Raw genomic sequence first — 25607 nt, forward strand, 5'->3', positions numbered from 1 at the left:
GCCGCTCGGCTCAGTCCACACCCAGTGCGCGCAGGCCAGCAGTGACCGCGGCGGCTCCCAGGACGACGACGAGCAGGTGCGCCCGCCGCCACAGCAGCACGCCGGCGGTCGCTGCGCCGGCGGTGTCCGCCCCGACGCGCAGCTCGGTGCCGTCGGCCAGCGCGGAGGTGACGACGAGCGCGGCCAGCAGCGCCGAGGACAGCAGGACGACGACCCGCACCGCGGGCGCGGGGAGCTCCCGCCCGCCCGTCGCGGCCGGGCCCGCCCCGCGGGTGAGCGCGGTCGTCAGCACGCACAGGCCGATGAGCAGCCACCAGGCCGACGGGCTCACCGCGGCCCCCGCAGCCCGACGAGTGCCACGGCGCTCGCGGCCAGGACCGGTAGGCCCGGTGGGGCGACCGGCACGAGGGCCAGCGCGACCCCGGCGCCGGCCAGGGCCACGCCCAGTCGCAGCCGGTCGCGGACCTCCGCCGCGAGCAGCGCGAGGAAGAACGCCGGGAAGACGGCGTCCAGGCCGAGGGCACGGGTGTCGAGCACCGGCACGAAGACCCCGACGACCGTGCCGGCCACCCACGGGACGTACTGCGCCGCGGAGTGGCCGAAGAGGTACTCGCGGTCGTACCGGCCGTCGCCGCGGGCGGCCATCGCCCAGGACGCGTCCACCGTCGCCTGGGCCTCGAGCGCGCGGCGCAGCCGGCTGCCGCGCAGCGAGGGTCCGAGTGCGAACCCCATCGGCAGGAACCGGGAACTGACCAGGGTGGCGGTCCCGACCGCGGCACCGACGCCCCCGCCGGAGCCTGCGACGCCCAGCGCGGCGAACTGCCCCGAGCCCGAGTAGACGAGCGCCGACATCACGATCGCGGCGATCGCGGGCATCCCGGCGTCGGTGGCCACCACCCCGAACGACACCGCCAGCACGAACGCCGCGGCGCCGTAGGGCGCCCCGTCGCGCAGCCCGTCCCGCCAGCTCCTGCTCTGCTCCGCCGAGCCGTCTCCGCCGCCCACCACGCCGCCGTCCTCCCCGCTCCGGTCCGCCGGGCCCCGTGCGGACGACGGCGTCGCGACGACCCTGCCAGGACCCCTCGCCGGAGGGGCCTCCCGGCCGGGCGGAGACGGCAGGGCGCGCTCCGCCTGGTGCATCCCGAGGAGGTACGCCGGCCTCCGCTCGCCCGTCCCCGACCGACCGGGGCTCCTCGGCCCGCTGGACCCCCTCTCCGCCCGCGGGCGGACCCCCGTGTCCCGGGAACGGCACCGGCACGGCGTCAGGGCTGCCCACGGCGGGCCGCGTCCGTCCCGGGCGAGGCGGCGGGCCTCCCGGAGGGGCAGCGGGGTCCGCACCCCGGACGACGAGGCGAGGACGACCCCAGCCGCGACGTCCGCGGCGGTGCGCCAGGCGGCGTGCGCCACGACCGGGCGCGCGCCGGCCGCCGTGCGCACCCAGCGGGCCACCTCGGCACCGTCCAGCCGGAGCGGTGACGTGTCGCCCCGCGCAGGGCCGGGCGGGGGACCGACGGCGAGGAGGGGGCGGTCGGTGACGCCGACCGTGGGCAGGTCCAGGTCCGCGCCGAGGTGCAGCGCGAGGCCGGCCCGCCGCGGGTGGTCCTGGCCGGCCGCGGCCAGCAGGAGGACGTCCGGCCGCAGGTGCAGCCCGCCGACCGCGGCGGCCAGCAACGGCCCCTCCCGGGCGACCAGCGACCCGGGTTCGTAGGGCACCCGGACCACGCCGGCCACCACCTCCGTGGCCAGGACCCGTTCCCCGCGCGTCAGCACCGCGGCCGCCCAGGCGGGGCCGACGTCGCCGGCCGAGACGACGGCGGCGGCGGCCACGGCCGGGGGCCACCCCCCGGGCCGCCAGGCCGGGGGGGTGCTCGGCGGCGAGCCGCAGCTGCTCGGCGACGACCGCGTCGGACGGGGTCAGACGGGCTGCGGTCCGGACGGCGGCGGCGCCGACGGGTCGGCGGGACCCGGCACGGGGAAGGGAGCCGGCTCGGGCGGCGGCACGGGGTCCACGGGCGACGGCGTCGGTGACGGGGGTTGCGGACCGGGAGGCGGCGGGACGGTCATGGACCGACGCTAGTCCCGGGCTGCCCCGCCGTGGACCGGCGGACGCGCACCGGGTCCCCTAGCGTCCGGGACGTGGGCAGACGCGTGGTGGTGATCGGTGGGGACGCCGCGGGCGGCAGCGCGGCGTCGCAGGCGAAGAAGCGGTGTCCGGAGCTCGACGTCGTCATGTTCGAGCGGGGGCGGGCGACGTCGTACTCCGCGTGCGGCATCCCGTACTGGATCAGCGACGCCGTCGACTCGGAGGCCGACCTCGTCGCCCGCACGCCGGAGCAGCACCGGGCGATGGGTATCGACGTCCGGATGCGGACCGAGGTCGTCGGCATCGACCTCGACCGGCGCGTCGTCCACTGGCGCGGCCTGGAGGACGGTGGCAGCGGCACGGAGGAGTTCGACGACCTGGTGTACGCCACCGGCAGCGTCCCCATGCGCCCGCCGGTGCCCGGCATCGACGCGACCGGGGTCCACGGCGTCCAGACGCTGGACGACGGCGCGGCGCTGCGGGCCGCGCTCGAGAGCGGGGACGTGCGACGCGTGGTCGTCGTCGGTGGGGGCTACATCGGCCTGGAGATCGCCGAGGCCTGCCGGATCCGCGGGCTGGACGTGACCGTCGTGGACATGTCGGCGACGCCGGTCGGCACCTTCGACCCCGACGTCGGGGAGTTCATCGCCGAGGCCGTGCGCAAGGAGGACATCGAGCTGGTCCTCTCCGACGCCGTCGCCGCGATCGAGACCGACGCCGGCGGCCGGGCCCGGGCGGTGGTGACCGCCAGCGGCCGGGAGCTGCCCGCCGACCTGGTGGTGCTCGGCCTCGGCGTCCGGCCGGCGGTCCGGCTGGCGGAGCAGGCCGGCATCCCGCTCGGCACCTCCGGTGGCATCGCGGTCGACACGGGGATGCGCACCAAGGTCGAGGGCGTGTGGGCCGCCGGCGACTGCGTCGAGTCGGTGCACCGGCTCTCCGGCCAGCGGGTGGTGGTCGCCCTGGGCACGCACGCCAACAAGCAGGGCCGGGTGGCCGGGATCAACATCGGCGGCGGCTACGCGACCTTCCCCGGCGTCATCGGCACCGCGATCACCCGGATCTGCGAGCTGGAGGCGGCCCGCACCGGGCTGTCCACCGCCGAGGCCGAGGCGGCCGGGTACCAGTTCGTCACCGCCGTCGTCGACTCGACCACCAAGGCCGGCTACTTCCCGGGCGCGCAGCCGATCCGGCTCAAGATGATCGCTGAGCGGCGCAGCGGCCGGCTGCTCGGCGCCCAGGTCGTCGGCCGGGAGGCGGCGGCCAAGCGCGTCGACGCGCTGGCCATCTGCATCTGGAACGAGATGGGCGTCGACGAGATCCTCTCCCTCGACCTCTCCTACGCCCCGCCGTTCTCGCCCGTCTGGGACCCGGTGCTCATCGCCGCGCGCAAGGCCTTCGAGGCCGTGGAGGCCGACGTCCGGCAGCTCTGACGCCGGGCCTGCGCCGGCGCCGCACCCGGGGGGTGCGGCGCCGGCGCAGGCCCCGTCCAGGGCACCGCCCGAGCGTGCGAGGGGCGGGGAGGACGGGGTCCTACATCAGGCCGGGTCGACCCGGTCGGCCTGCGGGCCGCGCTGGCCCTCGCTGGCCTCGAACTCGACCCGCTGCCCCTCGTCGAGGCTGCGGTAGCCGCCGCGGTCGGCGATCGCCGAGAAGTGCACGAACACGTCCGGCCCGCCGTCGTCGGGCTCGATGAACCCGAAGCCCTTCTCCGCGTTGAACCACTTCACCGTGCCGTTGGCCCGGCCGCCGCCCGAGGGACGGCGCCCCGCACCGGCCCCGCCGCGCCCGGCGTCCCGGCCGCCGTCGCGGTAGCCGCCGCGGTCCCGGTCCTGGTAGCCGCCCGAGTCGCGGTACCCACCGCCGTCCCGGTCGCGGTACCCACCGCCGCGCGGGCCGGCGTCCCGTGGGCCGTCGCTCCGCTCGGCCGACCGCACGTCCTCGGCCTGCGGACCGCGCTGGCCCTGGGTGACGTCGAACTCGACGCGCTGCCCCTCGTCGAGGCTGCGGTAGCCGCCGCGGTCGGCGATCGCCGAGAAGTGCACGAACACGTCCGGCCCGCCGTCGTCGGGCTGGATGAACCCGAAGCCCTTGTCGGCGTCGAACCAGGAGACCGTGCCGGTGGCGCGCCCGCCGCGCGACGGGCGGCCGCCCTCGCGCCCGCGGTCGCCGCCGCGGCCCCAGTCCCGGTCGTCGTCCCGCCCGCGGCCCCGGTCGTCGCGCCCGCGCTCCTGCTGGCGGCGGGGGGCGCCGCCGACCGGCCGCACCGAGTCGGCCTGCGGGCCGCGCTGGCCCTCACTGGCCTCGAACTCCACCTGCTGGCCCTCGTCGAGACTGCGGAACCCGCCCTCGTCGGCGATCGCGGAGAAGTGGACGAACACGTCACGCCCTCCGTCGTCGGGTGCGATGAACCCGAATCCCTTCTCGGCGTTGAACCACTTGACCGTGCCCTGCGGCATCCACGTGCTCCTGCACTGCTCGTCGCCGGCGGGCCCTTCCCGCCGGCCGTCCTCCGGCCACGCCGTCCCCGAGGAGAGGCACGGCCGCATGCTCCAGCCTCCCTCACCCGCCGCGCGCGCGAGCAGGCACCCGGTGGGGGGCCGGTCCCGGGCTCACGCCGCGCGCGCCCGGTGAGCGGCGGTCATGCTGTCGAGGCGCGCGTCGAGCAGCTCGTTGAGCCGGGCCTCGGCGGTCTGGCACGCGGTGACCGCCGCACCGCTGGGGGCGCGCGCGAACGCCGAGCGGGCCGCGCCGAGGTCGCGGTGGGCCTCGACGATGCGCCGGTCGAGCTCGGGCAGGGGGACGACGGCGGGTGCCATGGGGTGCTCCGCGGGGGACTCCGGCCGGTCCGACTGTCCGAACCTCGGCCGCACGGCGCTGCATACCCACCGGTGACCGCTCCCATCCCCGGCCGACACTCCCGCGGCGTGTCGCCGAGGTCGGCGGGCGTGTCCCGTTACCCGGGCGCGGGTCCGGGTAGGGGCGGCCACTCGCACGGGGGACCCGACCGGAGGAGGAACGATGACGTCCAGCAGCGACAACCACGTCGTGGCGCAGGCGGTACACGACCTGGGCTCGGCCCTGTGGTTCGGCGGCGCGGTGATGGGCATCGCCGGCGTGAACAAGTCCGGCCAGGACCTCTCCCAGGGCCTCGACCGCATCCGGGTGGCCGCGTCCGCGTGGAGCCGGTACCAGCCCGCGCAGTTCGGCGGCATCGCCGCCACGCTGCTGGCCGGGCTGCGGCTCACCCAGGTCGGCGGCCGGCGGATCGCCCTGCAGAAGGGCTTCGGAACCGTGGGGGCGCTCAAGGCCGGGCTGGCCGTGGCCGGCGCGGGCGCCACCGCCTATGCCGCCTACAGCGGCAGCCGCATCGGCAAGGCCGCCGAGGAGGCCGCGCGCCGCGGCGAGCAGGTGGAGGTCAAGGACGCCACCCTGCCGACCCAGAACACCCCGCCGGAGATCGCCAAGTGGCAGAGCCGGCAGCGGGTGACGCAGTTCCTCGTGCCCGCGCTGGCCGGCGCGAACATCGTCTGCAACTCGTGGCTGGTGCAGTCCTATCGCGTCGGGGCGACGGCCAAGGGCGTGCTGCGCCGGCTGCTGCCCGACTGAGGACCCCTCGCCCGTCGCAGGCTCAGGGCGGTGCCCGGGACGGGGCCGCCGAGCCAGGTGGCCGGGTGCAACCGGCTGCAACGCTCCCGGGGACCGGGCGCCTCGCGGTGTCCTGTCGGCAGCCTCCCGCGCGGAGGTCCACCGACGGACGGAGACGACGCCATGAGGGCAGCCCGGTTCCACGGTCGCGGCGACATCCGGGTCGAGGAGGTCCCGGACCCTCAGGTGCGCCCCGGCACGGTCGCCGTCGAGGTCGAGTGGTGCGGCATCTGCGGCACCGACCTGCACGAGTACCTCGAGGGCCCGATCTTCGTGCCGACGGCCGAGGCGCCGCACCCGCTGACCGGCGAGGGCGTGCCGGTGACCCTCGGCCACGAGTTCGCCGGCGTGGTGGCGGAGGTCGGCCCCGGGGTGGACGACGTGCGGGCGGGCGACCGGGTGGTCGTGGAGCCCTACGTCGTCTGCGGTCGCTGCGACGCCTGCCAGCAGGGGCGCTACAACGTCTGCCGCACCCTCGGCTTCGTGGGGCTCTCCGGCGGCGGCGGGGGCTTCTCCCGGTACGTCGTGGCCGAGCGGCGCTGGATCCACCCGCTCGGCGACCTCGGCACGGACGTCGGGGCGCTCGTCGAGCCGCTCGCCGTCGCCCACCACGCCGTCCGGCTCTCCGGCGCCCGGCCGGGACACGCGGCGGTGGTGTTCGGGGCCGGCCCCATCGGGCTGGTGACCACCGCGGCGCTGACCGCCGCCGGCGTGGAGCAGGTGCTCGTGGTGGAGCCCGCCGAGGCGCGCAAGCAGAAGGCCGCGGGCGCCGGCGCGGCCACCGTGCTCGACCCGCGGTCGGTCGACGTCGTCGAGGCCGTCGAGGAGCTGACGAAGGGCCGCGGCGCCGACGTCACCTTCGAGTGCGCCGGCGTCGACCAGGTGCTGGCGACGGCCATCCGCTCCACCCGTGCCGGCGGCACCTGCGTCAACGTGGCGATCTGGGGGCACGAGGCCCGGGTCGCGATGAACGACCTGGTGTTCCGCGAGGTCAGCGTGCTGGGCAGTCTCGCCTACGCCCACGACCACCCGGCGACGATCGAGATGGTGGCCTCCGGCCGGGTCGACCCGTTCCCGTTCATCACCGGGCGGATCGGCCTCGACGACATCGTCGAGCAGGGGTTCCGCGAGCTGATCGACAACAAGGAGGAGAACGTCAAGATCCTGGTGCAGCCCCGATGACGACGTGACCGGGGCGGGCTCCCGGCTGCGTCAGCCGACCACGACGGCCCACGGCCGGATGGTCCAGCCGGTCACCAGTCCCTGGACGACGTAGGGGTCGGACTCGACGAAGCGCTCCACCACCTCGCGCGGCGCCGTCCACACCAGCAGCGCGCGGTCGTACGGGTCGGGCAGCGCACCGGCCATCAGCAGCTCCCCACGCTCGTGAGCCGCTCGGAGGAGCGCCAGGTGCTCGGCCCGCAGCGCCTCCCGGCGCTCCAGGTAGTCGTCGGCCAGCGTGTACTCCAGGACGCTGTACTGCGAGGCAGGCTGCACGCCGACAGTCTCCCAGGCGCGCCCTAGCGCAGCGCGGTCGTCAACCGCACCGTGACGCCGTCCGGGCCGGAGCTGATGTCGACGTGGTCGCACAGCTGGCGGGCCAGCCACACCCCCATGCCGCCGCGGGAGAGGTCCTCGCCGTGGGCCGGGCCGTAGCCGGCGAACGGGGTGTCCAGGCCCGGGCCGTGGTCGGTGACGGTGCACACGACCCGGTCGGCCGACGTCCACAGCCGCAGGCCCACCGGCGGCGCGCCGTGCCGGATGGCGTTGGACGTCATCTCGTCGACGGCCAGGAGGAAGTCCTCGACCACCTCGCGCGCACCGCCGACGGCGGCCAGCTCGGCGGCGACGGCGTGCCGCAGCGCGATCGGGTCGGCGACGTCGTCCACGGCCAGCCGCGGGGCGCCGGCCTGCAGCGGCTCCGCCGGCACCGGCAGCCCGCGCAGGTACTCGGCGGGGTCGACGAAGCGGGGGTTGGGCGTACGGGACCGGCCGGCGACGACGGTCGGGTGGGTCCGGGCGACCGACTCGAGCACCTGGTCGGGCAGCCGCGTGGTGTCGAAGACGCACAGCCCCCACAGCGGCCAGGGCCCCAGGGCGTCGTTGATGACGGCCTCGTAGCGCTGCCACTCCAGCCACTGGCGCTCGGTGCGCCCGAAGTCGGTCTCGCCGACCACTCGGATGCGCGGCGCACCGGCGGCGGACAGCTCGTCGGCCAGCCGCCGGAACTCGGTCACCGCCGCGGGCGTCCGCCGGGCGTAGCCGGCGCCCCGGGCGACCAGGTGGACCCGCTCGTCGCCGTCCACGGCCTGCCGGACGACGTCGGCGGTGGCGGGTGAGGCGGCGACGACCACGGCGTCCCCGGCGGCCAGGCCGGCCCGCACGAAGGGAACCGTGGCGGCGGCCAGCTCGTCAGGAGTGGAGAAGAACAGCGCGTCGTGCACGTAGCGCGGGCCGGGCGCGGGGACGACCCCGTGCTGAAGCGCCGTGTCCACTGCCTGTCCCCTCGCGTGCGGCCCGCCGTTGCCCCACCACGGTAGCCAGGTCCGCGGTGCGGCCGCCCGCGGACACGGGGCGATGTCGCCCACCCCGGGCATGCCCGCGGACTCCCGGCTGTTGTCCCTCCCGGGCCCGGACGGGCCCTCCGCCGAGGGCGCTGCGCCCGGCCCCCCTCCCGCACCAGACGAAGGACGACGTCCTGCCTGCCTCCCCGTACCCCCGGACCGTCTCCGGGGACGAGCTCCCCGCCGGCGCTGGTCCGGTGCTGCCGGTGCGCGGCACCCCGCCGCAGCGGGTCGTGTTCCACCTCGGCCCCACCAACTCCGGCAAGACCCACGACGCCTTGGCCGCCCTCGCCGCCGCCGGCTCCGGGACCTACGCGGCCCCGCTGCGGCAGCTGGCCCACGAGGCGTACGCCCGGCTGTCGGCCCAGCTGCCGCCGGGCACCGTCGGCCTGTCCACCGGCGAGGAGCAGATCGACCCCACCGCGCCGGTCCTGTGCTGCACCGTCGAGAAGGCCCCGCCGCGCGGCGGGCTGCTGGTCCTCGACGAGGCGCACTGGGTCACCGACCCCGACCGCGGGCACACCTGGGCGCGACTGCTGCTCACCGGCGAGTACCGCGAGATCCGGGTGATCTCCGCCGCCGAGGCGCTGCCGGTGCTCGAGCCGCTGGTCGCCGACGCCGCCGACGTCGAGGTCGTCCGCCACGAACGCCTGTCCCGGCTCGACGTCCTCCGGGCGCCGGTGCGGCCCGCGGGCGTGCGGCCGCGGACGCTGGTCGTCGCCTTCTCCCGCAAGGCCGTCTACGCCACCGCGGCCGTGCTGGAGGCGGTGCGGCCGGGCCGCACCGGCGTCCTCTACGGCGCCCTGCCCCCGGCCACCCGCCGCCAGGTGATCGACCGGTTCACCCGCGGCGAGCTCGACGTCCTGGTCACCACCGACGTCATCGGGCACGGCATCAACGTGCCGGCGGTGACCGTGCTGTTCGCCGAGACGACCAAGTTCGACGGGTCGGAGCGTCGCCCGCTGCGCACGTGGGAGGCCGCGCAGATCGCCGGCCGGGCCGGCCGCTACCTGCTCACCGGCCACGGCACGGTCGGCGTGCTCACCGGCGTGCCGGGCCTGCGGCCGGACGCCGCCCTCGTCGCGGCCGGCGCCGCGGTGGCCCGCGGCACGGTGACCAGCGACCTGCCCCGGCGCACGCCCCGGCTCCGCCCGGAGCTCGACGACCTGGGCGCGCTGGCGCCGGCCGACCTGCCCGAGGCCCTGGCGCGGTGGGCGCGGTGGGCCCGGACGGCCACCCGGCACGAGGCGGTGACGGGGGACGACGTCAGCGGGCTGGTCGAGCGCGCCGAGGCGCTGCTGCCGCTGCTGGAGGGACCGGTCGGGGAGAGCACCGACCTGGAGACCGTCTGGCGGCTGGTCACCCTGCCCATCGACTTCGAGCCGCCGCGCCGCACCCGCTGGCTCACCCTGGCCCGCGCCGCGCTGCTGCACGGTGCCGGGTACCGCGTCCCGCCGCAGACGGTGCTGCCCGCCCTGCCGCGGCGGGGACCGGTGGAGGACTTCGAGCAGGCGGCCGCTGCCGCGCGCGACGCCGCGACGCTGCTGCGGTCCTCCCCGGGCGTCGCGGGCCTCACCGCCGAGGACGCGGCCCGGCTCGAGCAGCGGTGTGCCGCCCGCATCACCGAGCTGCTCCCCGGCGCGATCGCCGCGGCGGGGCCCGGCCGGTGCGCCGACTGCGGTGTGCCGGTCGCCCCGCGGTTCCCGACCTGCCGGGCCTGCGCGGCGCGCGGCTCCCGGCGCGGGACCCCGGTCCGCCGGGGCGCGGCCCCGGCCCGCCGCCGCGAGGACGCCGGGAGCCGCCGGTCCGGGCGCACGGACGGGCCCCGCCGCGCGACCGCGCGCCGGGCGGGGCGCGGCTGACCGGCTCCTGGCGCACCATGGCGGAGTGACCGGCGCTGGAGGGTACGTCGCGCTCGGCGACTCGATCTCGATCGACGACTACTCCGGCGGCCCGGGCCGCGGCGGGGCCAGCCTGCTGTACGCCAACCGGGACGACGACTTCCCGGACTGGCGCGGGCGCGACCTGCGCAGCACCGCGCCCGGGACGGCGTTCGCGCTGCTGGCGACCGACGGCGCGACCACCGGCACGCTGCTGGACCGGCAGCTGCCCCGGCTCGCCGCGCTGACCGCCCGGCCCGCGCTGGTCACGCTGACCATCGGCGGCAACGACCTCCTCGGCGCCTACGGGGACACCGCGGCCGCCCGCGCGGTCGTCGCCCGGGTCGCGGCCGCGCTCGACCGGGCACTGGTCGCCATCGGCGAGGCCCTGGCCCCGGACGGGCGGGTCGTCGTGGGCACGGTGTACGACCCCAGTGACGGCACCGGCGACGCGGCGCGGCTCGGCCTGCCGCCCTGGCCGGACGCCGTCGCGCTGATCGGCGAGCTCAACGACGCCCTGCGCCGGGGAGCGGCCCGGCACGGCGCCGCGGTGGCCGAGATCGCCGAGCTGTTCCGCGGCCACGGGCTGGCGGCGGGCGACCCCCGGCGCCGCGAGGCCCGGCCGGAGCAGCGGGACCTGTGGTTCTGCTCCCTCATCGAGCCCAACGCCTGGGGTGCCGACGGCGTCCGCGCGGCCTTCTGGGCGGCCCTGCACGGCGGCTGACGTGGCGTCCCCGGACCCCGGCTGGACCCGCCGGCGCCTGCTCGGCGCCGCCGCGGCGCTCGCCGGTGCGGGTGCCCTCGGCGGCTGCGGTCTGCAGCTGCCGGGGTCCCCCGGGAGCACGGGCGCGGCCGCCCGGCTCACCGCCCGCCCGCAGCCGGAGCTCCCCGCCGCGCCGCCCGCGCCGGGGACGCAGCCGCTGGACCCGGAGGTCGACCGGCCGCCACTGCTGCACGTGCCGCCCGGGCTCCCAGCGGGCAGCGCGGTGCCGCTCGTGGTCGCCCTGCACGGCGCGGGTGGGAACGCCGAGACCGGGCTGGGCATCCTCGGCGGCCTGGCCGACGAGCGGGGCCTGCTGGTCCTCGCGCCGGCCTCCCGCGGGTCGACGTGGGACGCGGTCACCGGCCGCTCCGGCGAGGACGCCGCCCTGCTGGACCGGGCCCTGACCCGCGTCTTCTCGACCGTGCCGGTCGACCCCGGGCGCACCGCCGTCGCCGGGTTCTCCGACGGCGCCTCCTACGCGCTGGGGCTGGGCCTGGCCAACGGCGACCTGTTCGCGCGGGTGGTCGCCTTCTCCCCGGGCTTCGTGCCGGGGGCGTCGCGGGAGGGGCGGCCGGCGGTGTTCGTGTCGCACGGCGACGCCGACGAGGTCCTGCCCGTCGAGCGGACCAGCCGGCGGATCGTGCCGGCCCTCCGCGACGACGGCTACGACGTCACCTACCGCGAGTTCGCCGGCGGGCACGCCGTCCCGCACGAGGTGGCCGTGGCGGCCGTGGACTGGCTCATCGCGGGATGACGACGCTCCGGGGCGCGGACGCGCGCCGACGGGCGTAGCGTCCGGACCCTGTTCCGGGAGACCGAGTTCCGGAGGAGCGATGGCCCTCAGACGCCGGATCGGCGGCGCGCTCGGCGCAGCCGCGGCCCTGGCCGGTGCCGGCGTGGTCGCCGGCGCGGGGGTCACGGCCGGGCTCGTCGGTGGCACCGCCGGGCTGGTGCAGGGGGCCGCCCGCTCGTCGCTGTCCCTCGCCCACGCGGCCGCGGTCACGGGCACCCGCGCCGTCGGCACCCTGGTCACCGGCGCCGACCCGCTGCCCGACGGGCGGCTGCACGACCTGCTGGACGCCGCGCGCGGGATGCTCGAGCCCCCGCCGGCGCGGCACACCCGCCGGGTCTGGGCCGACCGGGGCCGGGTCCAGGTCGAGCTCCTGGCGCCGGATGCGCAGGAGACCCCGGAGGTCCGCTCCGCGCTGCGCCGGCACCTCGAGCGGCTCGAGGGCGTGGAGTGGGCGACCGTCAACGACGTCGTCGGCCGGGTCCTGGTCGCCTTCGACGAGCGGCGGGTCACCGCCGAGGACCTCGTCGGCACGGTGACCGCCATCGAGAAGGCCCGCGGCGGGCAGGGCCTGCTCCCGGCGCGGGAGGACCACCCGGCCGACCTGGAGCCGCTGCTGGCCGCGCTCGTGGCGGCCGGCCTCGACCTCGCGGCCGTCGGTGTCGCCTACGCGGGCAAGATGCTGCCGGTCCCGGCGCTCACCCGCCACGCGACCCTCGCCGTCGCGCTGCTGGAGTCCCAGACGTGGCTCAAGCGGGAGCTGTACCGGCGCGTGGGCCCGAAGGGCACCGAACTGGTCTTCTCCGGCGTCAGTGCGCTGCTGCACGCGCTCACCCAGAGCCCCACGGTGCCGGCGCTCAACGCCGCCGCCGCGTTCCAGGAGGTCCTGGAGATGCGCGCCCACCGGCAGGTGTGGCGGCGCCGCGAGTGGGAGCTGTGCCGCCCGGAGCCGGACGACGGCGAGCGGGAGCCGCTGACGCCCCCGGGGCCGCGGCCGTGCCCCCTGCCCCCCGGCCCGGTCGAGTCCTACACCGAGCGGCTGGCCCCCACCGAGCTGGCCGCCGCGCTCGGCCTGCTGGCGCTCACCGGGCGTCCCGGTCGCTCGGCCGACCTGCTCAAGGCGCTGAACCCGAAGGCCGCCTTCCACGGGCGCGCGGCGTTCACCACGACGCTGGACCTCCTGCTGTGCCGCCGCGACGTGCTGCCGATGGACGGCTCGGCCTACCGGCGGCTGGACCGGGTGGACACCGTCGTGGTCGACGGGGACGCGCTGTGCACCGGCCCGCCGGTGGTGCTGGAGGCCACCGCGGAGGCCGACGGGTGGGACGACGCCCGGGTCTGGACGGCCGCCGCCCGGCTGGTCGGCGCGCTCGAGGGCGACGAGCCGGACGACGGCGTGCGGCTCGGGCCGTCCCGGGACTCCGGGGACGCGCCCGGGGCCGAGGTCCGGCCGCTGTACGAGGGCCGGCGCCGGGTGGGCACGGTGACCGTCGCCCGCGAGCTGGACCCGCACGCCGAGGCGCTGCTGACCACCGCCGCGACGGCCGGCGCCCGGCTGGTGCTCACCGCGCACGCCGGCACGCGGGAGGTGGCCGCGGCGGCCGACGAGGTGGCACCGGCGGACGAGTCGCTGGTCGAGACGGTGCGCCGGCTGCAGGACGACGGGCGCGGCGTCCTCCTGGTCAGCGACACCGACGGCCCCGCCCTGCTGGCCGCCGACGTCGCCGTCGCCCCCGTCCGGCCCGGCCGCGCGCCGGCGTGGGGCGCCGACCTGGTGACCCGGCCGGGGCTGGCCGACGCCTGCCGGGTGGTCGCGGCGACGGCGGCGGCCCGCACCGTGAGCCGCCGCTCGGTGCAGGCGGCGCTCACCGGCAACGTCCTCGGCGGGCTGCTCGCCGCCGTCGGCAGCGAGCGGTACGGGCAGCGCAGGTCCACCACGCCCGGGAAGACGGCCACGACCGTCGCGATGCTGGGCGGCACCTGGGCCGCCGTCCGGGCCGCCGGCCGCCCGGTCCCGCCCCCGACGGTGCACACGCCCTGGCACGCGCTGGACCCCGACGAGGTGCTGCGCCGCGTGGCCGAGCTGCCGGCCGCGGAGGACGCGCGCCCGGTCCGCCTCCGCCGGGTCCGGGCGCACCCGCTGGTGCGGGGGCCGTCCCGGTTCGTCCGCACCGTCGCCGCCGAGCTGGCCGACCCGCTGACCCCCGTCCTGGGCACCGGTGCCGCGGCCACCGCGCTGCTCGGCGAGGCCACCGACGCCGTCCTCGTCGGCAGCGTCACCGTCGCCAACTCGCTGGTCAGCGGCCTGCAGCGGCTGCGAGCGGAGACGGCGCTGGAGTCGCTGCTGCTCGAGCAGGACGTCGTCGTCCACCGGGAGACCGACGACGGCCGTGAGGAGGTGCCCGGCAGCGCGCTGCGGGTCGCGGACGTCGTCGTGGTCGAGCCCGGTGACGTGCTCGCCTGCGACGCCCGCCTGCTGGAGGCGGTCGACCTGGAGGTCGACGAGTCCAACCTGACCGGGGAGTCGCTGTCGGTGGGCAAGTCGGTGCCGGCCACACCGGGGGCCGAGGTCGCCGACCGCACCTGCATGCTCTTCGACGGCACGACCGTGGTGGCCGGGCGCGGCCGGGCCGTCGTCGTCGCGGTGGGCGACGCCACCCAGGCCGGCCGCGCGGCCCGGGCCGCCGGCGGCGCCGCGCCCCCCGCCGGCGTGCAGGCCCGGCTGGGCGAGCTGACCCGCTCGGTGCTGCCGCTGACCCTGGCCGGCGGCGCGGTGGTCGCCGCCCTCGGGGTGCTGTGGCGCCGCCCGCTGCGCGACGCCGTCCGGGACGGCGTGGCCGTCGCGGTCGCCGCGGTGCCCGAGGGGCTGCCGCTGGTGGCCACCGTGGCGCAGCAGGCCGCGGCCCGGCGGCTGTCGCGGCGGGGCGCCGTCGTCCGCAGCGCCCGGGTGCTCGAGGCCCTCGGCCGGGTGGACACCGTCTGCTTCGACAAGACCGGGACGCTGACGGAGAACCGGCTGCGGGTCGCCGGCCTGGCCCCCCTGGACGGGGAGCTCGACGAGGACGGGCTGCTGCGGCTGGTCGCGGCCGGTGTCGGCAACGGCGACGACCGGGCGCACGAGACCGACCGCGCGGTCGTGGAGGCCGCCGAGGAGCGCGGTGTGTGCCCCGACGGCGACGCGGGGGAGAGCCTGCCGTTCGCCGCCGGTCGCGGCTTCTCCGCGGCCGTGCGCGAGGGCCGGCTCGTGGTCAAGGGCGCGCCCGAGGTGGTGGCCGGCCGCTGCCGGGACGCCGGGGACCTCACCGGGCGGGTCCAGGAGCTCGCCGCCGAGGGGCTGCGGGTGCTGGCCGTCGCCGACCGGGAGTGGGACGGCGGCGCGGGCGACCTGGAGGAGGGGGCCCGCGACCTCACGCTGCGCGGGCTGGTCGGGCTGGCCGACACGGTGCGCGGCTCCTCGGTCGCGGCGGTCGAGCAGCTGCGGGCAGCCGGCGTCCGGGTGATCGTGGCCACCGGGGACCACCCGGAGACCGCCCGCGCCATCGCCGCCCAGGCCGGCGTCCCCGGTGCCGACCGGGTCGTGACCGGCGCGCAGTTCGCCCGCGCCTCGGAGTCCGAGCGGGCCCGCATGGTGCGCGAGACGACGGTGTTCGCCCGGCTGTCACCGGAGCAGAAGGTCTCGCTGGTCGCCGCGCTGCGCCGGGCCGGGGCGACCCTGGCGATGACCGGCGACGGCGTGAACGACGCCGCGGCGATCCGGCTGGCCGACGTCGGCGTGGGGGTCTCCGGGGCCGAGTCACCCGCCGCCCGCGCCGCTGCCGACCTCGTGCTCACCGACCTGGACCTGACCCGGCTGGTCGACGCGATCGGCGAGGGCCGGGCGATGTGGTCACGCGTGCGCGACGCGGTCTCGGTGCTGGTCGGCGGCAACGCCGGCGAGGTGGCGTTCACCGTGCTCGGCACCGCGTTCGGCGGGCGGGCGCCGATCAACACGCGGCAGCTGCTGCTGGTCAACCTGCTCACCGACATGTTCCCGGCGCTGGCCGTCGCCGTGGCCGCGCCCCGGGGCGCCGCACCCGACGGGGACGACGGCCCGCTGGCCGGCCACCCGCTGGCCGCGGTGCTCGAGGCCGGGCCGCAGCGGGGCTTCGCGCGGGAGGTGCGGCGGATGGTGCTGGTGCGCGGGGCGGCCACCACCGCCGGCGCGACCGCCGCCTGGGCCACCGGGCGGCTCACCGGCTTCCGCGGCCGGGCCGGGACGATGGGCCTGGCCGCGTTGATCACCACCCAGCTGGGGCAGACCGCGTGGGCCGGCCGGCGCAGCCCGCTGGTGCTGGTCACCGCCGCGGGCTCGCTCGCCGTCCTGGCCGCCGTCGTCCAGACGCCGGGGCTCAGCCGCTTCTTCGGCTGCACGCCGCTGGACCCGCTGGCCTGGCTGGTCGTGCTCGGCTGCGCGGCGGCCGGCACGGCCGGTGCCGAGGTGCTGCCGCGCCTGGCCGGGGGGAAGGCGGCGGGCTGACCCTCGCGGCCTTGCGCGCGCGTGGACCGGTCAGCACCCGCGACACGTCCCCACGCGCGCACTCGCCACCAGGACGGCTACCGGCCGGCGGGCTCCCGTGCGGGGAGGGCGTCCAGCGAGCGGCGCACGGTCTGGACGACGTCCCCGGCGACGAACAGGTCGTCGGCAGAGGTGGCCCGCGCCTGCCGGACGGCGTCGGCGAACTCGTGCAGGCAGGTCTCGGTCCGGTGCAGGGCCTCGGGGTCGGCGGCCGCGTCCTCCACCGAGCGGAGCGCGGCGGCCAGCGCGGCGAGGGTGCGGGCCGCGGGCGGGCGCAGCGTCGGGCCGAGCGCGACCCGCTCGACGTCGGCCCGCTCGGTCTCGGCGATCACCTGGGTCAGCTGCTCGACCATCAGGCTCAGCCGCTCCAGCGCCCGTGCCTGGCGGTACTGGGCCTCCGCGGCGGCGCGGTGGTGGCGGGCCCGGCGGTTGCCCCGGCGGGCCTCGGCGGCCTGCTGCACCGCGTCCCGCATCTGGGCGAGCACCGGGTCGATCCGGTGCGTGCGCTGCCGCCACTCGTCCTCGGTCGGCGGGTGCTCCTGCTGCAGCCCGTCGGCGAGGTCCTCGAGCTGGCCGGCCAGCGTGTCGCGCAGCGCCTGCAGCTGCTCGGCGGCCGGCGCGAGCGGCAACGGCGGGAAGGCGGCGGTGACCGCGAGGCCGATGACCGCCCCGACGGCGGTCAGCCCCGTGTAGGCCACGACGAAGCCGGAGTCCTGCGTGCCGAGGACGAGCACGAACAGCGCCGAGGTCGCCGTCCAGCTGCCGGAGCTGCCCAGGTGCCGCCAGCCTGCCAGCAGCACGCTGGCGGCGGTCACCACGGCCAGGGCCCCGAGGCCGTCCCCGAGCACGGCCGAGACCCCGAGGGCGAGGGCGGCGCCGAGCGCGATCGCGGCGACCGACTGCAGGGAGCCGCGCACGGAGCCGCTCAGCGTCGTGGACGTGGCGATCACCGCGCCCAGCGGCGCGTAGTACGGGTACTGCTGGGCCGGGTCCAGGGGGAGCAGGACCGCCACGTGCCAGGCCAGTGCCGCGGCGAGGGCGGCCTTGGCGGCCAGCCCGGCCCGCGGGTGGCGCGCCCAGGTCCGCCGCACCCGTCCCGGCCGGCCGGGGTACGGGCGCCGGGCGCCGCTCACCGGCCGAGGTGCGCCCGGATCGCGGCGACCACCATGCGGTGGTCCTCGAGCTGAGGGAGCCCGGAGACGACGACCGCGCCGACCGGCCCCACCGAGCGGACGACGACGGGGAACGCGCCGCCGTGGGCCGCGTAGAGGGCGGGGTCGAGGCCGAACTCCTCCTCGAACGTCGTCCCGCGCTCGATCGACGCCTGCCGCACGTAGAGGCTGCTGTGCCCGAAGCGGTGGACGACACGGGTCTTGCGCTGGATCCACGAGTCGTTGTCCGGGCTGGTGCCCGGCAGCGAGGCGTGGAAGAGCTGGTGGCCGTGCCGGCTGATGTCGACCGCCACCGGGGCGCCGTCCCGCCGCGCGGCCGCCACCAGCGCCGAGCCGAGGTCCCAGGCGTCGTCGTTGGTGAAGCCGGCGAACTGCAGCTCCTCCTCCTCGGCGGCGAGCTCGGCGAGGGACGGGGAGGAGTCGGTCATGTCGCCTTCCTACCGCCTGACGCGGGAGGCTGTGCCCATGAGGTGGACCGAGCGGGTCGACCGGTTCCAGCGCCGGCACCCGGCGGCCGGGTTCCCCATCGCGGTGATCTACAAGTTCATGGACGACGACGGCCACTTCCTGGCCGCGCTGATCACCTACTACGGCTTCCTGTCGCTGTTCCCGACGCTGCTCCTGCTGGCCACCGTGCTCGGGCTGGTGCTGGCCGGGGACCCGGCGCTGCAGCAGCGGCTGCTGGACTCCGCGCTGGCCGAGTTCCCGGTGATCGGGCCGCAGCTGGCCCGGCCGGAGGGGCTCGGCGGTGGGGTCACCGGCATCGTGGTCGGCGGGCTGGTCGCCCTCTACGGGGCCCTGGGCATGGGCCAGGCCATCCAGCACGCGATGAACACGGTGTGGGCGGTGCCGCGGCACAGCCGGCCGGACCCGATCACCTCCCGCGGGCGCAGCCTGATGCTGCTGTGCACCCTGGGTCTGCTCGTGCTGGCCAGCACCGTCCTCTCCGCCCTCGGCAGCGGTGCGGCGGCCTACGGCGGCTTCAGCGGGTGGCTGCACGTGCTGCTGACGGTCGCCTCGGTGCTCGCGAACGCCGCCGTCTTCGTGCTCGGGTTCCGCATCACCACCGTCCGCCGGCTCACCACCCGGCAGGTGCTGCCCGGCGCCCTGACCGCCGCGGTGCTGTGGCAGCTGCTGCAGTCCTTCGGCGGCGTCTACGTCGCCCGCGTGGTGGCCAACGCCAGCGCCGTCGACGCGGTCTTCGCGCTCGTCCTCGGGCTGCTGGCGTTCATCTACGTGGCCGCGGTGGCCCTGATGCTGTGCGTGGAGATCGACGTGGTCCGGGTCGACCACCTCCACCCCCGGGCGCTGCTCACGCCCTTCGTCGACCACAAGGACCTCACCGAGGGCGACGAGCGGGTCTACTCGGACGCCGCGCGCGCCCAGCGGGCGGTGCAGCACCAGGAGGTCGACGTCCGCTTCGAGGCCGGGGACGACCGTTCGTGATCCGCGGCGGGAGGCCGTGGACGCGGTCCCCGTCCCCCGTGCGAGAGCGCGCGTTCCCGCACGGCCGGGCGACCGGAACCGTGCCGGACCGCCGGACTGGCCGATCCGGCGGTCGGACGTGGCAGTCCGGCGGGGCTTGACCTCGAGTGCACTCGAGGTCCGACCATCGCGGCAGGAAAACCGGTGGCGGCCCGATGAGTCCGGCGCGCACATTCCGTCGGAGGGGCAGAGGACGCTGCGACGCACCACCTGCTGAGGAGCCCGGGATGACAGCCCAGCCAGCGCTCGCCATCGAGGCGGTCGGCCTCGAGAAGTCCTTCGGGGACACCCGGGCGGTGGCCGGCGTCGACCTCGCCGTCCCCGCGGGCGCCATCTACGGGGTCCTCGGACCCAACGGCGCCGGGAAGACCACGACGATCCGGATGCTCGCCACGCTGGTCGAACCCGACGCCGGCAGCGCGCGGGTCCTGGGGCACGACGTGGTCACCGAGTCCGACGCCGTCCGCGGCCTGGTCAGCCTCACCGGTCAGCTCGCCTCGGTCGACGAGGAGCTCACCGGCCGCGAGAACCTGGTGCTCGTCGGCCGGCTGCTCGGCCACCGCCGGGCCGCGGCGCGGGCCCGGGCCGACGAGCTGCTGGAGGCCTTCGGCGTCGCCGACGCCGCGGGCCGGCTGGTCAAGCACTGGTCCGGGGGCATGCGCCGCCGGCTGGACATCGCGGCGAGCATCGTCGTCACCCCGCAGCTGGTGTTCCTCGACGAGCCGACGACCGGGCTGGACCCGCGGTCGCGCAACCAGGTCTGGGAGATCGCCCGGGCGCTGGCCGCCGCCGGGACGACGATCCTGCTCTGCACCCAGTACCTGGAGGAGGCCGACCAGCTGGCCGACGGCATCGCGGTCATCGACCGCGGCCGGGTCATCGCCGAGGGCACCCCCGGCCAGCTCAAGGCCTCGGTGGGCACCGGCTCGCTGCACGTGCGGCTGCTCGACCCTGGCCGCCGCGCGGAGGCCGCCCGCATCCTCGAGGCCGCGGTGGGCACCGTGGTGCTCGAGCCGGACCCGGCCGCGCTCTCCGCCGCCTGCGCGGACGCCGAGCGCGCGGCCGTCGGTGTCGGTGAGCTGGGGCGCGCCGGCGTCGGCGTCGCCGGCTTCTCGCTCGACCAGCCCAGCCTGGACGAGGTCTTCCTGGCCCTCACCGGCCACGCGGCCGAGCAGCAGCCCTCCGGGACCCTCGAGGAGCAGGCGTCATGACCGCCACGACCACCGCACCCGGCTCCGCCGACACCGCCGCCGTCCGCCGGGCCATCGCCGACACCGCGCGGCCGGCCCGCCCCGGTCGCCTGTCGACCGCGCTGACCTTCGGCTGGCGCGGCATGCTCAAGGTCAAGCACGTGCCCGAGCAGCTGCTCGACGTCACGGTCACGCCGGTGATGTTCCTGCTGCTGTTCACCTACCTGTTCGGCGGCGCCATCGCCGGCTCGACCAGCGCCTACCTCGACTACACCCTGCCGGGGCTGCTGGTCATGTCGGTGCTGTTCACCACCGTCTACTCGGGCGTCTCGCTGAACACCGACCTCACCAAGGGCGTGGTCGACCGGTTCCGGTCGCTGCCGATCTGGCCGCCGGCGCCGCTGCTGGGGTCGCTCCTGGGCGACAGCGTCCGCTACGTCGTGGCCGGCACGGTGATCATCGCGGTCGGCGTCGCCCTGGGGTACCGGCCGGACGGCGGGGCCGGCGGGGCGCTCGCGGCACTGGCGCTGGTCGTCGTCTTCTCGTTCGGGCTGTCGTGGGTGTTCTCGGTGCTCGGGCTGCTGATGCGCTCGCCCAACGCGGTGATGAACGCCGGGTTCATGGGCATCTTCCCGTTGACGTTCCTGTCCAACGTCTTCGTCGACCCGGCCACGCTGCCCGGCCCGCTGGAGGCGTTCGTCGAGGTGAACCCGATCTCGGTGCTGGCCACCGCCTCCCGCTCGCTCATGGCCGGCGCCCCCGACGGCACCGCCATCGCCGTCTCCCTGGCCGTGGCCGCGGCGCTGGCCGCGGTGTTCCTCCCGGTCACGACCCGCCTCTACCGCAGCCGTTGAGGGCTACCGTGACGGCCGTGGTGCCGTCGGACCCGGACCCGTCGGGATCGGTGCGGCCGCTGGAGGACTCCATCCGCACCGACCTCGGTGGCGCCATGACCTACGCCGCGTACCTCGACCTCGACCACCTGCTGGCCGCCCAGCACCCCCGCAGCCGCCCCGAGCACCACGACGAGCTGCTGTTCATCGTCCAGCACCAGACCAGCGAGCTGTGGCTCAAGCTCGTCCTGCACGAGCTGCGCGCCGCCTGCCGGCACCTGGCGGGGAGCCAGCTGGAACCGGCACTCAAGTGCCTGGCCCGGGTGAAGAGCGTGCAGCGCGTCCTCATCGAGCAGTGGTCGGTCCTGGCGACCCTGACCCCGCGCGAGTACGCCCAGTTCCGCGGCGCCCTCGGCAGCGCGTCGGGCTTCCAGTCGCACCAGTACCGCGCGGTCGAGTTCGTCCTCGGCGACAAGCACCCCGGCATGCTCGCGGTCTTCGACGGCGAGCCCGCCGCGCGGCAGTTGCTCGAGGAGCTGCTCGGGGCGCCGACGCTCTACGACGAGTTCCTCCGGCTGCTGGCCCGGCTCGGCCTCGCCGTCCCGGCGGTCGTCCTGGAGCGCGACGTCCGCCGGCCGTGGACCTTCCAGCCGGACCTGGTGCCGGTCTTCCGCGAGGTCTACGAGGCGACGGGCACGCCGTGGGGGGTCTACGAGGCCTGCGAGAGCCTGGTGGACGTCGAGGACAACTGGCAGCTCTGGCGGTTCCGCCACCTGCGCACGGTGCAGCGGACCATCGGCGCGAAGACGGGGACCGGCGGCTCCTCCGGGGTGGGCTTCCTGCGCCGGGCCCTCGACCGCACCTTCTTCCCCGAGCTGTACGCCGTGCGCACCGTCATCGGCACCGGGTCCGGTCCGGAGCGGACCTGACGCCCGTGCCGGGGGCGACGACCGCCGTGGAAAACCGGTGGCGTCGTCCGTCACATCCCGGGCAGCGTTCTCGTCAGTAGGGGAGAGCAGGGTGGACACCCCATCGAGGAGAGGAGCGGCATGACCGCACGAGCGGGCCACGCGGGTGTCCTTGTGGCGCTCCCGTCGGGAGGTCGATCATGGGCACCCTGGCGCACCCGGCGACGAGGAGCCGACATGGAGCCCGACCCGCGCGAACCGACCGGAGACCTCGGCTACGACATGGCGCACGAGGTGACCGGCAGGCCCCGCCCCCAGGACGAGGCCCCGCACCCTCCTGCGGACGGCACCCGCGACGACGCCGCGGGGGACTACGGCTACGACGAGGCGCACGACTTCCGGCGCTGACGGCCCTGCCCCGGCGTGGCGGCGCCGCGCCGGGGTAGGGGAGGTGGCACCCCTCGACCCCGGGAGTGTCGTGACCGACCGCAGCTCACCCCGATCCGCTCTCGGTGCGCTCGTCGGCGGGCTGGTCCGCGCGCCGGAGCTGCGCACCGACGACGAGCGCTCGGCCTCGCGGCTCGAGCTCTTCTTCGACCTGGCCTTCGTCCTCGTCGTCGCCGAACTGGCCATCGACTTCCGCGCCGACGTCACCTGGCACGGGGAACTGGTGTTCGCCGGGCTGTTCACCACCGTCTGGTGGGCGTGGGTGAGCTCGACCCTCTACGCCAACCGGTTCGACCACGACGACGTCGTCTACCGCTTGCTCAAGCTCGGCAGCATGGCCGCCGTCATCGGGATGGCCGCCACCGCCACCGAGGCGACCGGCACCTACTTCGGCGTCTTCGTCGGCTGCCAGCTGGTGCTGCGGGCGACGCTGTTCCTCCAGTACCTCCGTGCCCACCGGCACGTGTCCGGTGCCCGGCCGATCGCCCGGCTGTACATGATCGGCACCGTCATCGGGGCGATGCTGTGGGCGGTGTCCCTCGCGGTGCCGCGGCCGATCGGGTTCGCCCTGTGGGCCGCCGCCATCCTGGTCGAGGTGCTGGTGCCGCTGGTGGCCACGCGCTCGTCGGCCGACGTCCCGCTGCACGTCGAGCACCTGCCCGAGCGGTTCGCGCTCTTCGTGATCCTGGTGCTCGGCGAGTCGGTGGCCGGCATCGCCCACGGGCTGCACTCCGCCCACTGGACCGGCTCCGGAGTGCTGGTCGCGGCGCTGGGCTTCGTCCTGGCCGCGGCGCTGTGGTGGAGCTACTTCGACCTGGCCGGGGCACGCGCCAAGCAGCTGCTCAGCGAGGTGGGCGGGGAGCGCAGCGACCACTCGCACGACGTGTACGTCTTCGGGCAGCTGCCGCTGACCCTGGCGCTGGCCACCATCGGCGCGGGGCTGGAGCTGGCGGTCGTGCAGAGCGGCGAGGGCGAGGTGCCGACCGGCACCCGCCTGGTGCTGGCCGGCGGGGTGGTCGTCTACCTGCTGTCGGTGGCCGTCACCGAGGCGGGGATGTCGAAGAAGGGGGCACGGCGCGGGTTGTGGTGGCCGGTCGTCGCGGCCGCCGTCGCGGCTGTGGACGTCGCGCTGGAGCTGCCGGCCGCCGTTGTGGTCGGCGCGCTGGCCGCGGTCGTCGTCGCCGTGGTGGTCGTCGGGCTGGTCGAGCGGTCCACCGGGCGGGTGGCCGTCGAGGAGGTCTGAGACCGGTTCAGCGGGCCCGGCGGGCGAGCAGCCGGCGCACCGGGTCCGGCAGGAAGAGCAGCAGCAGCGCGAGGTAGCCGACCGCCGGGACGGCGACGCCGAGGACGAGGGCGACGCCGAAGGCGGCCGTGGTGAGCAGGGAGCCCATCGGGTCGTCCTCGGCGCCGTCGTAGCCGTGCCGGCGTAGGTGCGGCCGGCCGGAGACCATCAGGCTCAGCACGGTCAGGCAGGCCGAGCTCAGGGTCACCGTCCCGATGTAGAGCGCGATCCCCAGCCGGGTGCTGTTCCCGTAGACGGCGGCCACCTCGGTGGCGAAGGGCAGCAGCACGATCGTCAGCGTCCAGAGCAGGTTCACCAGCACGAACGGCCGGTCGTAGGAGCCGACCCGCTCGACGATCCGGTGGTGCACCAGCCACAGCTGGGCGATCACCGCGAAGCTCAGCGCGAAGGCGCCGAACCGGCCGGCCTCGTCGGCCAGCAGGGTGTCGAGGTCCAGCGTCGCACCCTCGTCGGGGAGGACGTCGACCAGCGGCAGGACGAGCAGCGTGATGGCGATCGCCACGACGGCGTCGAGGAAGGTGATCAGCCGGTCGAGGCCCCGGTCGGTGCGCACCCGCCGCAGGCTAGGGGCGCACGTGACGAGGTGGGGCGGTCGCAGCGCCGACCGGCGGGGTAGGGGCCGGGGCATGCGCGAGCGACCAGGCCACGGCGGACGACCCGGACCCCGGGAGGGCAGCATCCGGCTGCCCGACGGGCGGGCGATGGCGTACGCCGAGTACGGCGACCCGGCGGGCCGGGTGGTGCTCGGTTGCCACGGCTCACCGAGCTCCCGGCTGGAGCGCCACGTCGAGGACCCCGAGGACTACCGGCGCTGGGGGGTGCGGTTCGTCGTCCCGGACCGGCCGGGCTTCGGCCGATCCGACCCGCAACCGGGACGGCGGGTGGTCGACTGGCCCGACGACGTGGCCCGGTTGCTCGACTCCCTCGGCGTCGGCGAGTTCTCCGTCCTCAGCCTCTCCGGCGGCGCCGCCTACGCGCTGGCGTGCGCCGCCGCGTTCGGCCCCCGGGTGCGGGCTGTCGGGGTGCTGGGCGGGGCGCCGCCGCCCGACGTCCCGTGGCCCTGGCCGCAGTGGGTGCCCCGGCGGCTGCGGTCGGCCGCGCACCGGCCGTCGCCGGCGGCGGCACTGCTGCGGCCGTTGTTCGCCCCCGTCGCGCTGCGTCCCGCGGCCATCCCGCGCTACCTGCAGGCGCGGCTCAACCCGGTCGACCGGCGGGTGATCGGACGTCCCGAGGTCCGGCGCATCCTGTCCGAGACCTTCACCGAGGGGCTGCGCAACGGCGCGGCCCCGCTCGCCGAGGACCGCGCGCTGCTGTTCCGGCCGTGGGGGTTCCCGCTGTCGTCGGTGGAGCAGCACGTGCACGTCTGGCACGGCACGCAGGACTGGCAGGTGCCCGCCGGGCTCGGCCGGGTGCTGGCCGCGATGCTGCCCAGCTGCACCGCGCACTGGCTGGTCGGCGAGGGGCACTTCGCCGTCTTCGACCACGCCGCGGAGGTCTACGGCGCGCTGCGCCCCTGACCGGGCGGGGAGGATGCCCGCGTGCCCCGGCTGCTCGTCGTCCACCACACGCCCTCGCCGTCCCTGCAGGCCGTGCTCGAGGCGGTGCGCGAGGGGGTGGCGCTGGTCGAGGAGGTCGGGCTCGAGGTGCGCCCGGCGCTCTCGGCCGGTGCCGCGGACCTGCTCGCCGCCGACGGCGTCCTGCTCGGGACGCCGGCCAACATCGGCTACATGTCCGGGGCGCTCAAGCACTTCTTCGACACCGTCTACTACCCGTGCCTGGACGCCACCGTCGGTCTCCCGTACGGCGTGTACGTGCACGGCAACGACGACACCGCGGGCGCGCTGCGCAGCATCGAGCGGATCACCGGCGCGCTGCGGTGGAAGCAGGTCGCCGCGCCGCTGAGCCTCACCGGCGCGCCCGGCCCGGCCGACCTCGAGGCCGTCCGCGAGCTGGCGGCCACCGTCGCCGTCCAGCTGTAGCGGAGCGCCC

The 25607-nt window shown here is 76.9% G+C and carries 24 protein-coding genes; 15 read left to right on the forward strand and 9 right to left on the reverse strand.

Going from position 1 to position 25607, the window contains the following annotated elements; all coding sequences use genetic code 11:
- Positions 1-10: 10 nt before the first annotated feature.
- Positions 11-331, reverse strand: a complete 321-nt coding sequence (locus tag ACI79G_RS00635) for an AzlD domain-containing protein (protein ID WP_456878780.1) — start codon at positions 329-331, stop codon at positions 11-13.
- Positions 328-1827 (reverse strand): endonuclease V, encoded by a 1500-nt coding sequence (locus tag ACI79G_RS00640; protein WP_456878782.1) that lies wholly within the window; start codon positions 1825-1827, stop codon positions 328-330. The genes ACI79G_RS00635 and ACI79G_RS00640 overlap by 4 nt, the downstream gene beginning before the upstream one ends.
- Before the next feature lie 309 nt (positions 1828-2136).
- Between ACI79G_RS00640 and ACI79G_RS00645 the strand changes: the two genes are divergently transcribed.
- The gene (locus ACI79G_RS00645) at positions 2137-3513 is read left to right on the forward strand and encodes an FAD-dependent oxidoreductase (protein WP_456878783.1); all 1377 of its coding nucleotides are present in this window, start codon (positions 2137-2139) and stop codon (positions 3511-3513) included.
- Positions 3514-3618: 105 nt separating this feature from the next.
- Here the strand turns inward: ACI79G_RS00645 and ACI79G_RS00650 are convergent, their stop codons facing one another.
- Together ACI79G_RS00650 and ACI79G_RS00655 are read right to left on the reverse strand one after the other, a co-directional pair.
- Complete coding sequence (locus tag ACI79G_RS00650; protein ID WP_456878785.1) at positions 3619-4539, reverse strand: cold-shock protein; 921 nt, start codon at positions 4537-4539, stop codon at positions 3619-3621.
- Between the two features lie 153 nt (positions 4540-4692).
- Positions 4693-4899, reverse strand: a complete 207-nt coding sequence (locus tag ACI79G_RS00655) for a hypothetical protein (protein ID WP_456878787.1) — start codon at positions 4897-4899, stop codon at positions 4693-4695.
- Between the two features lie 202 nt (positions 4900-5101).
- Between ACI79G_RS00655 and ACI79G_RS00660 the strand changes: the two genes are divergently transcribed.
- Together ACI79G_RS00660 and ACI79G_RS00665 are read left to right on the forward strand one after the other, a co-directional pair.
- On the forward strand, positions 5102-5689 hold the full coding sequence (locus ACI79G_RS00660) for a hypothetical protein (protein WP_456878789.1): 588 nt from the start codon (positions 5102-5104) through the stop codon (positions 5687-5689).
- Between the two features lie 162 nt (positions 5690-5851).
- Positions 5852-6910 (forward strand): 2,3-butanediol dehydrogenase, encoded by a 1059-nt coding sequence (locus ACI79G_RS00665; protein ID WP_456878791.1) that lies wholly within the window; start codon positions 5852-5854, stop codon positions 6908-6910.
- A 30-nt stretch (positions 6911-6940) separates the two neighbouring features.
- Here ACI79G_RS00665 and ACI79G_RS00670 read toward each other — a convergent pair whose 3' ends face one another.
- Both ACI79G_RS00670 and ACI79G_RS00675 read right to left on the reverse strand, forming a co-directional pair.
- A complete protein-coding gene (locus tag ACI79G_RS00670) occupies positions 6941-7225 on the reverse strand; it encodes a YciI-like protein (protein WP_456878792.1) in 285 nt (94 codons plus the stop codon).
- Between the two features lie 23 nt (positions 7226-7248).
- Entirely contained in the window at positions 7249-8223 is a 975-nt protein-coding gene (locus tag ACI79G_RS00675) for an anti-sigma factor RsbA family regulatory protein (RefSeq protein ID WP_456878793.1), read from the reverse strand.
- A 275-nt stretch (positions 8224-8498) separates the two neighbouring features.
- Between ACI79G_RS00675 and ACI79G_RS00680 the strand changes: the two genes are divergently transcribed.
- From ACI79G_RS00680 to ACI79G_RS00695, 4 genes are all read left to right on the forward strand, one after another.
- Positions 8499-10154, forward strand: coding sequence for a helicase-related protein (locus ACI79G_RS00680; RefSeq protein ID WP_456878795.1), 1656 nt, complete (start codon positions 8499-8501; stop codon positions 10152-10154).
- A 25-nt stretch (positions 10155-10179) separates the two neighbouring features.
- The gene (locus ACI79G_RS00685; protein WP_456878797.1) at positions 10180-10896 is read left to right on the forward strand and encodes an SGNH/GDSL hydrolase family protein; all 717 of its coding nucleotides are present in this window, start codon (positions 10180-10182) and stop codon (positions 10894-10896) included.
- Between the two features lies 1 nt (position 10897).
- Positions 10898-11689 (forward strand): alpha/beta hydrolase, encoded by a 792-nt coding sequence (locus ACI79G_RS00690; RefSeq protein WP_456878799.1) that lies wholly within the window; start codon positions 10898-10900, stop codon positions 11687-11689.
- 79 nt (positions 11690-11768) lie between these two features.
- Positions 11769-16241 (forward strand): HAD-IC family P-type ATPase, encoded by a 4473-nt coding sequence (locus ACI79G_RS00695; RefSeq protein ID WP_456878801.1) that lies wholly within the window; start codon positions 11769-11771, stop codon positions 16239-16241.
- A 77-nt stretch (positions 16242-16318) separates the two neighbouring features.
- On the opposite strand, the gene ACI79G_RS00700 is transcribed toward ACI79G_RS00695, so the two are convergent.
- Positions 16319-17413 (reverse strand): FUSC family protein, encoded by a 1095-nt coding sequence (locus ACI79G_RS00700; RefSeq protein ID WP_456878802.1) that lies wholly within the window; start codon positions 17411-17413, stop codon positions 16319-16321.
- Positions 17410-17880, reverse strand: coding sequence for a heme-degrading domain-containing protein (locus ACI79G_RS00705; protein ID WP_456878804.1), 471 nt, complete (start codon positions 17878-17880; stop codon positions 17410-17412). Before ACI79G_RS00705 ends, ACI79G_RS00700 begins: the two co-directional genes overlap by 4 nt.
- A 37-nt stretch (positions 17881-17917) precedes the next feature.
- Here ACI79G_RS00705 and ACI79G_RS00710 point away from each other — a divergent pair, with 37 nt between their 5' ends.
- The 6 genes from ACI79G_RS00710 (at position 17918) to ACI79G_RS00735 (ending at position 23558) form a co-directional block, all read left to right on the forward strand.
- The gene (locus ACI79G_RS00710; protein ID WP_456878806.1) at positions 17918-18898 is read left to right on the forward strand and encodes a YihY/virulence factor BrkB family protein; all 981 of its coding nucleotides are present in this window, start codon (positions 17918-17920) and stop codon (positions 18896-18898) included.
- Positions 18899-19164: 266 nt separating this feature from the next.
- The gene (locus tag ACI79G_RS00715; RefSeq protein WP_456878808.1) at positions 19165-20148 is read left to right on the forward strand and encodes an ATP-binding cassette domain-containing protein; all 984 of its coding nucleotides are present in this window, start codon (positions 19165-19167) and stop codon (positions 20146-20148) included.
- Positions 20145-20981, forward strand: coding sequence for an ABC transporter permease (locus ACI79G_RS00720; RefSeq protein ID WP_456878810.1), 837 nt, complete (start codon positions 20145-20147; stop codon positions 20979-20981). The genes ACI79G_RS00715 and ACI79G_RS00720 overlap by 4 nt, the downstream gene beginning before the upstream one ends.
- Positions 20982-20998: 17 nt before the next feature.
- Entirely contained in the window at positions 20999-21889 is an 891-nt protein-coding gene (locus ACI79G_RS00725; protein WP_456878811.1) for a tryptophan 2,3-dioxygenase, read from the forward strand.
- 216 nt (positions 21890-22105) lie between these two features.
- Positions 22106-22276 (forward strand): hypothetical protein, encoded by a 171-nt coding sequence (locus ACI79G_RS00730; RefSeq protein ID WP_456878812.1) that lies wholly within the window; start codon positions 22106-22108, stop codon positions 22274-22276.
- Between the two features lie 70 nt (positions 22277-22346).
- Positions 22347-23558, forward strand: a complete 1212-nt coding sequence (locus ACI79G_RS00735; protein WP_456878814.1) for a low temperature requirement protein A — start codon at positions 22347-22349, stop codon at positions 23556-23558.
- Positions 23559-23565: 7 nt separating this feature from the next.
- Here the strand turns inward: ACI79G_RS00735 and ACI79G_RS00740 are convergent, their stop codons facing one another.
- Complete coding sequence (locus ACI79G_RS00740; RefSeq protein WP_456878815.1) at positions 23566-24171, reverse strand: TMEM175 family protein; 606 nt, start codon at positions 24169-24171, stop codon at positions 23566-23568.
- Positions 24172-24244: 73 nt separating this feature from the next.
- Between ACI79G_RS00740 and ACI79G_RS00745 the strand changes: the two genes are divergently transcribed.
- The gene (locus tag ACI79G_RS00745; protein WP_456878817.1) at positions 24245-25135 is read left to right on the forward strand and encodes an alpha/beta fold hydrolase; all 891 of its coding nucleotides are present in this window, start codon (positions 24245-24247) and stop codon (positions 25133-25135) included.
- Between the two features lie 21 nt (positions 25136-25156).
- Positions 25157-25597 (forward strand): NAD(P)H-dependent oxidoreductase, encoded by a 441-nt coding sequence (locus ACI79G_RS00750; RefSeq protein WP_456878818.1) that lies wholly within the window; start codon positions 25157-25159, stop codon positions 25595-25597.
- Positions 25598-25607 lie beyond the last annotated feature (10 nt).

The sequence above is a fragment of the Geodermatophilus sp. SYSU D00779 genome (assembly GCF_054050595.1).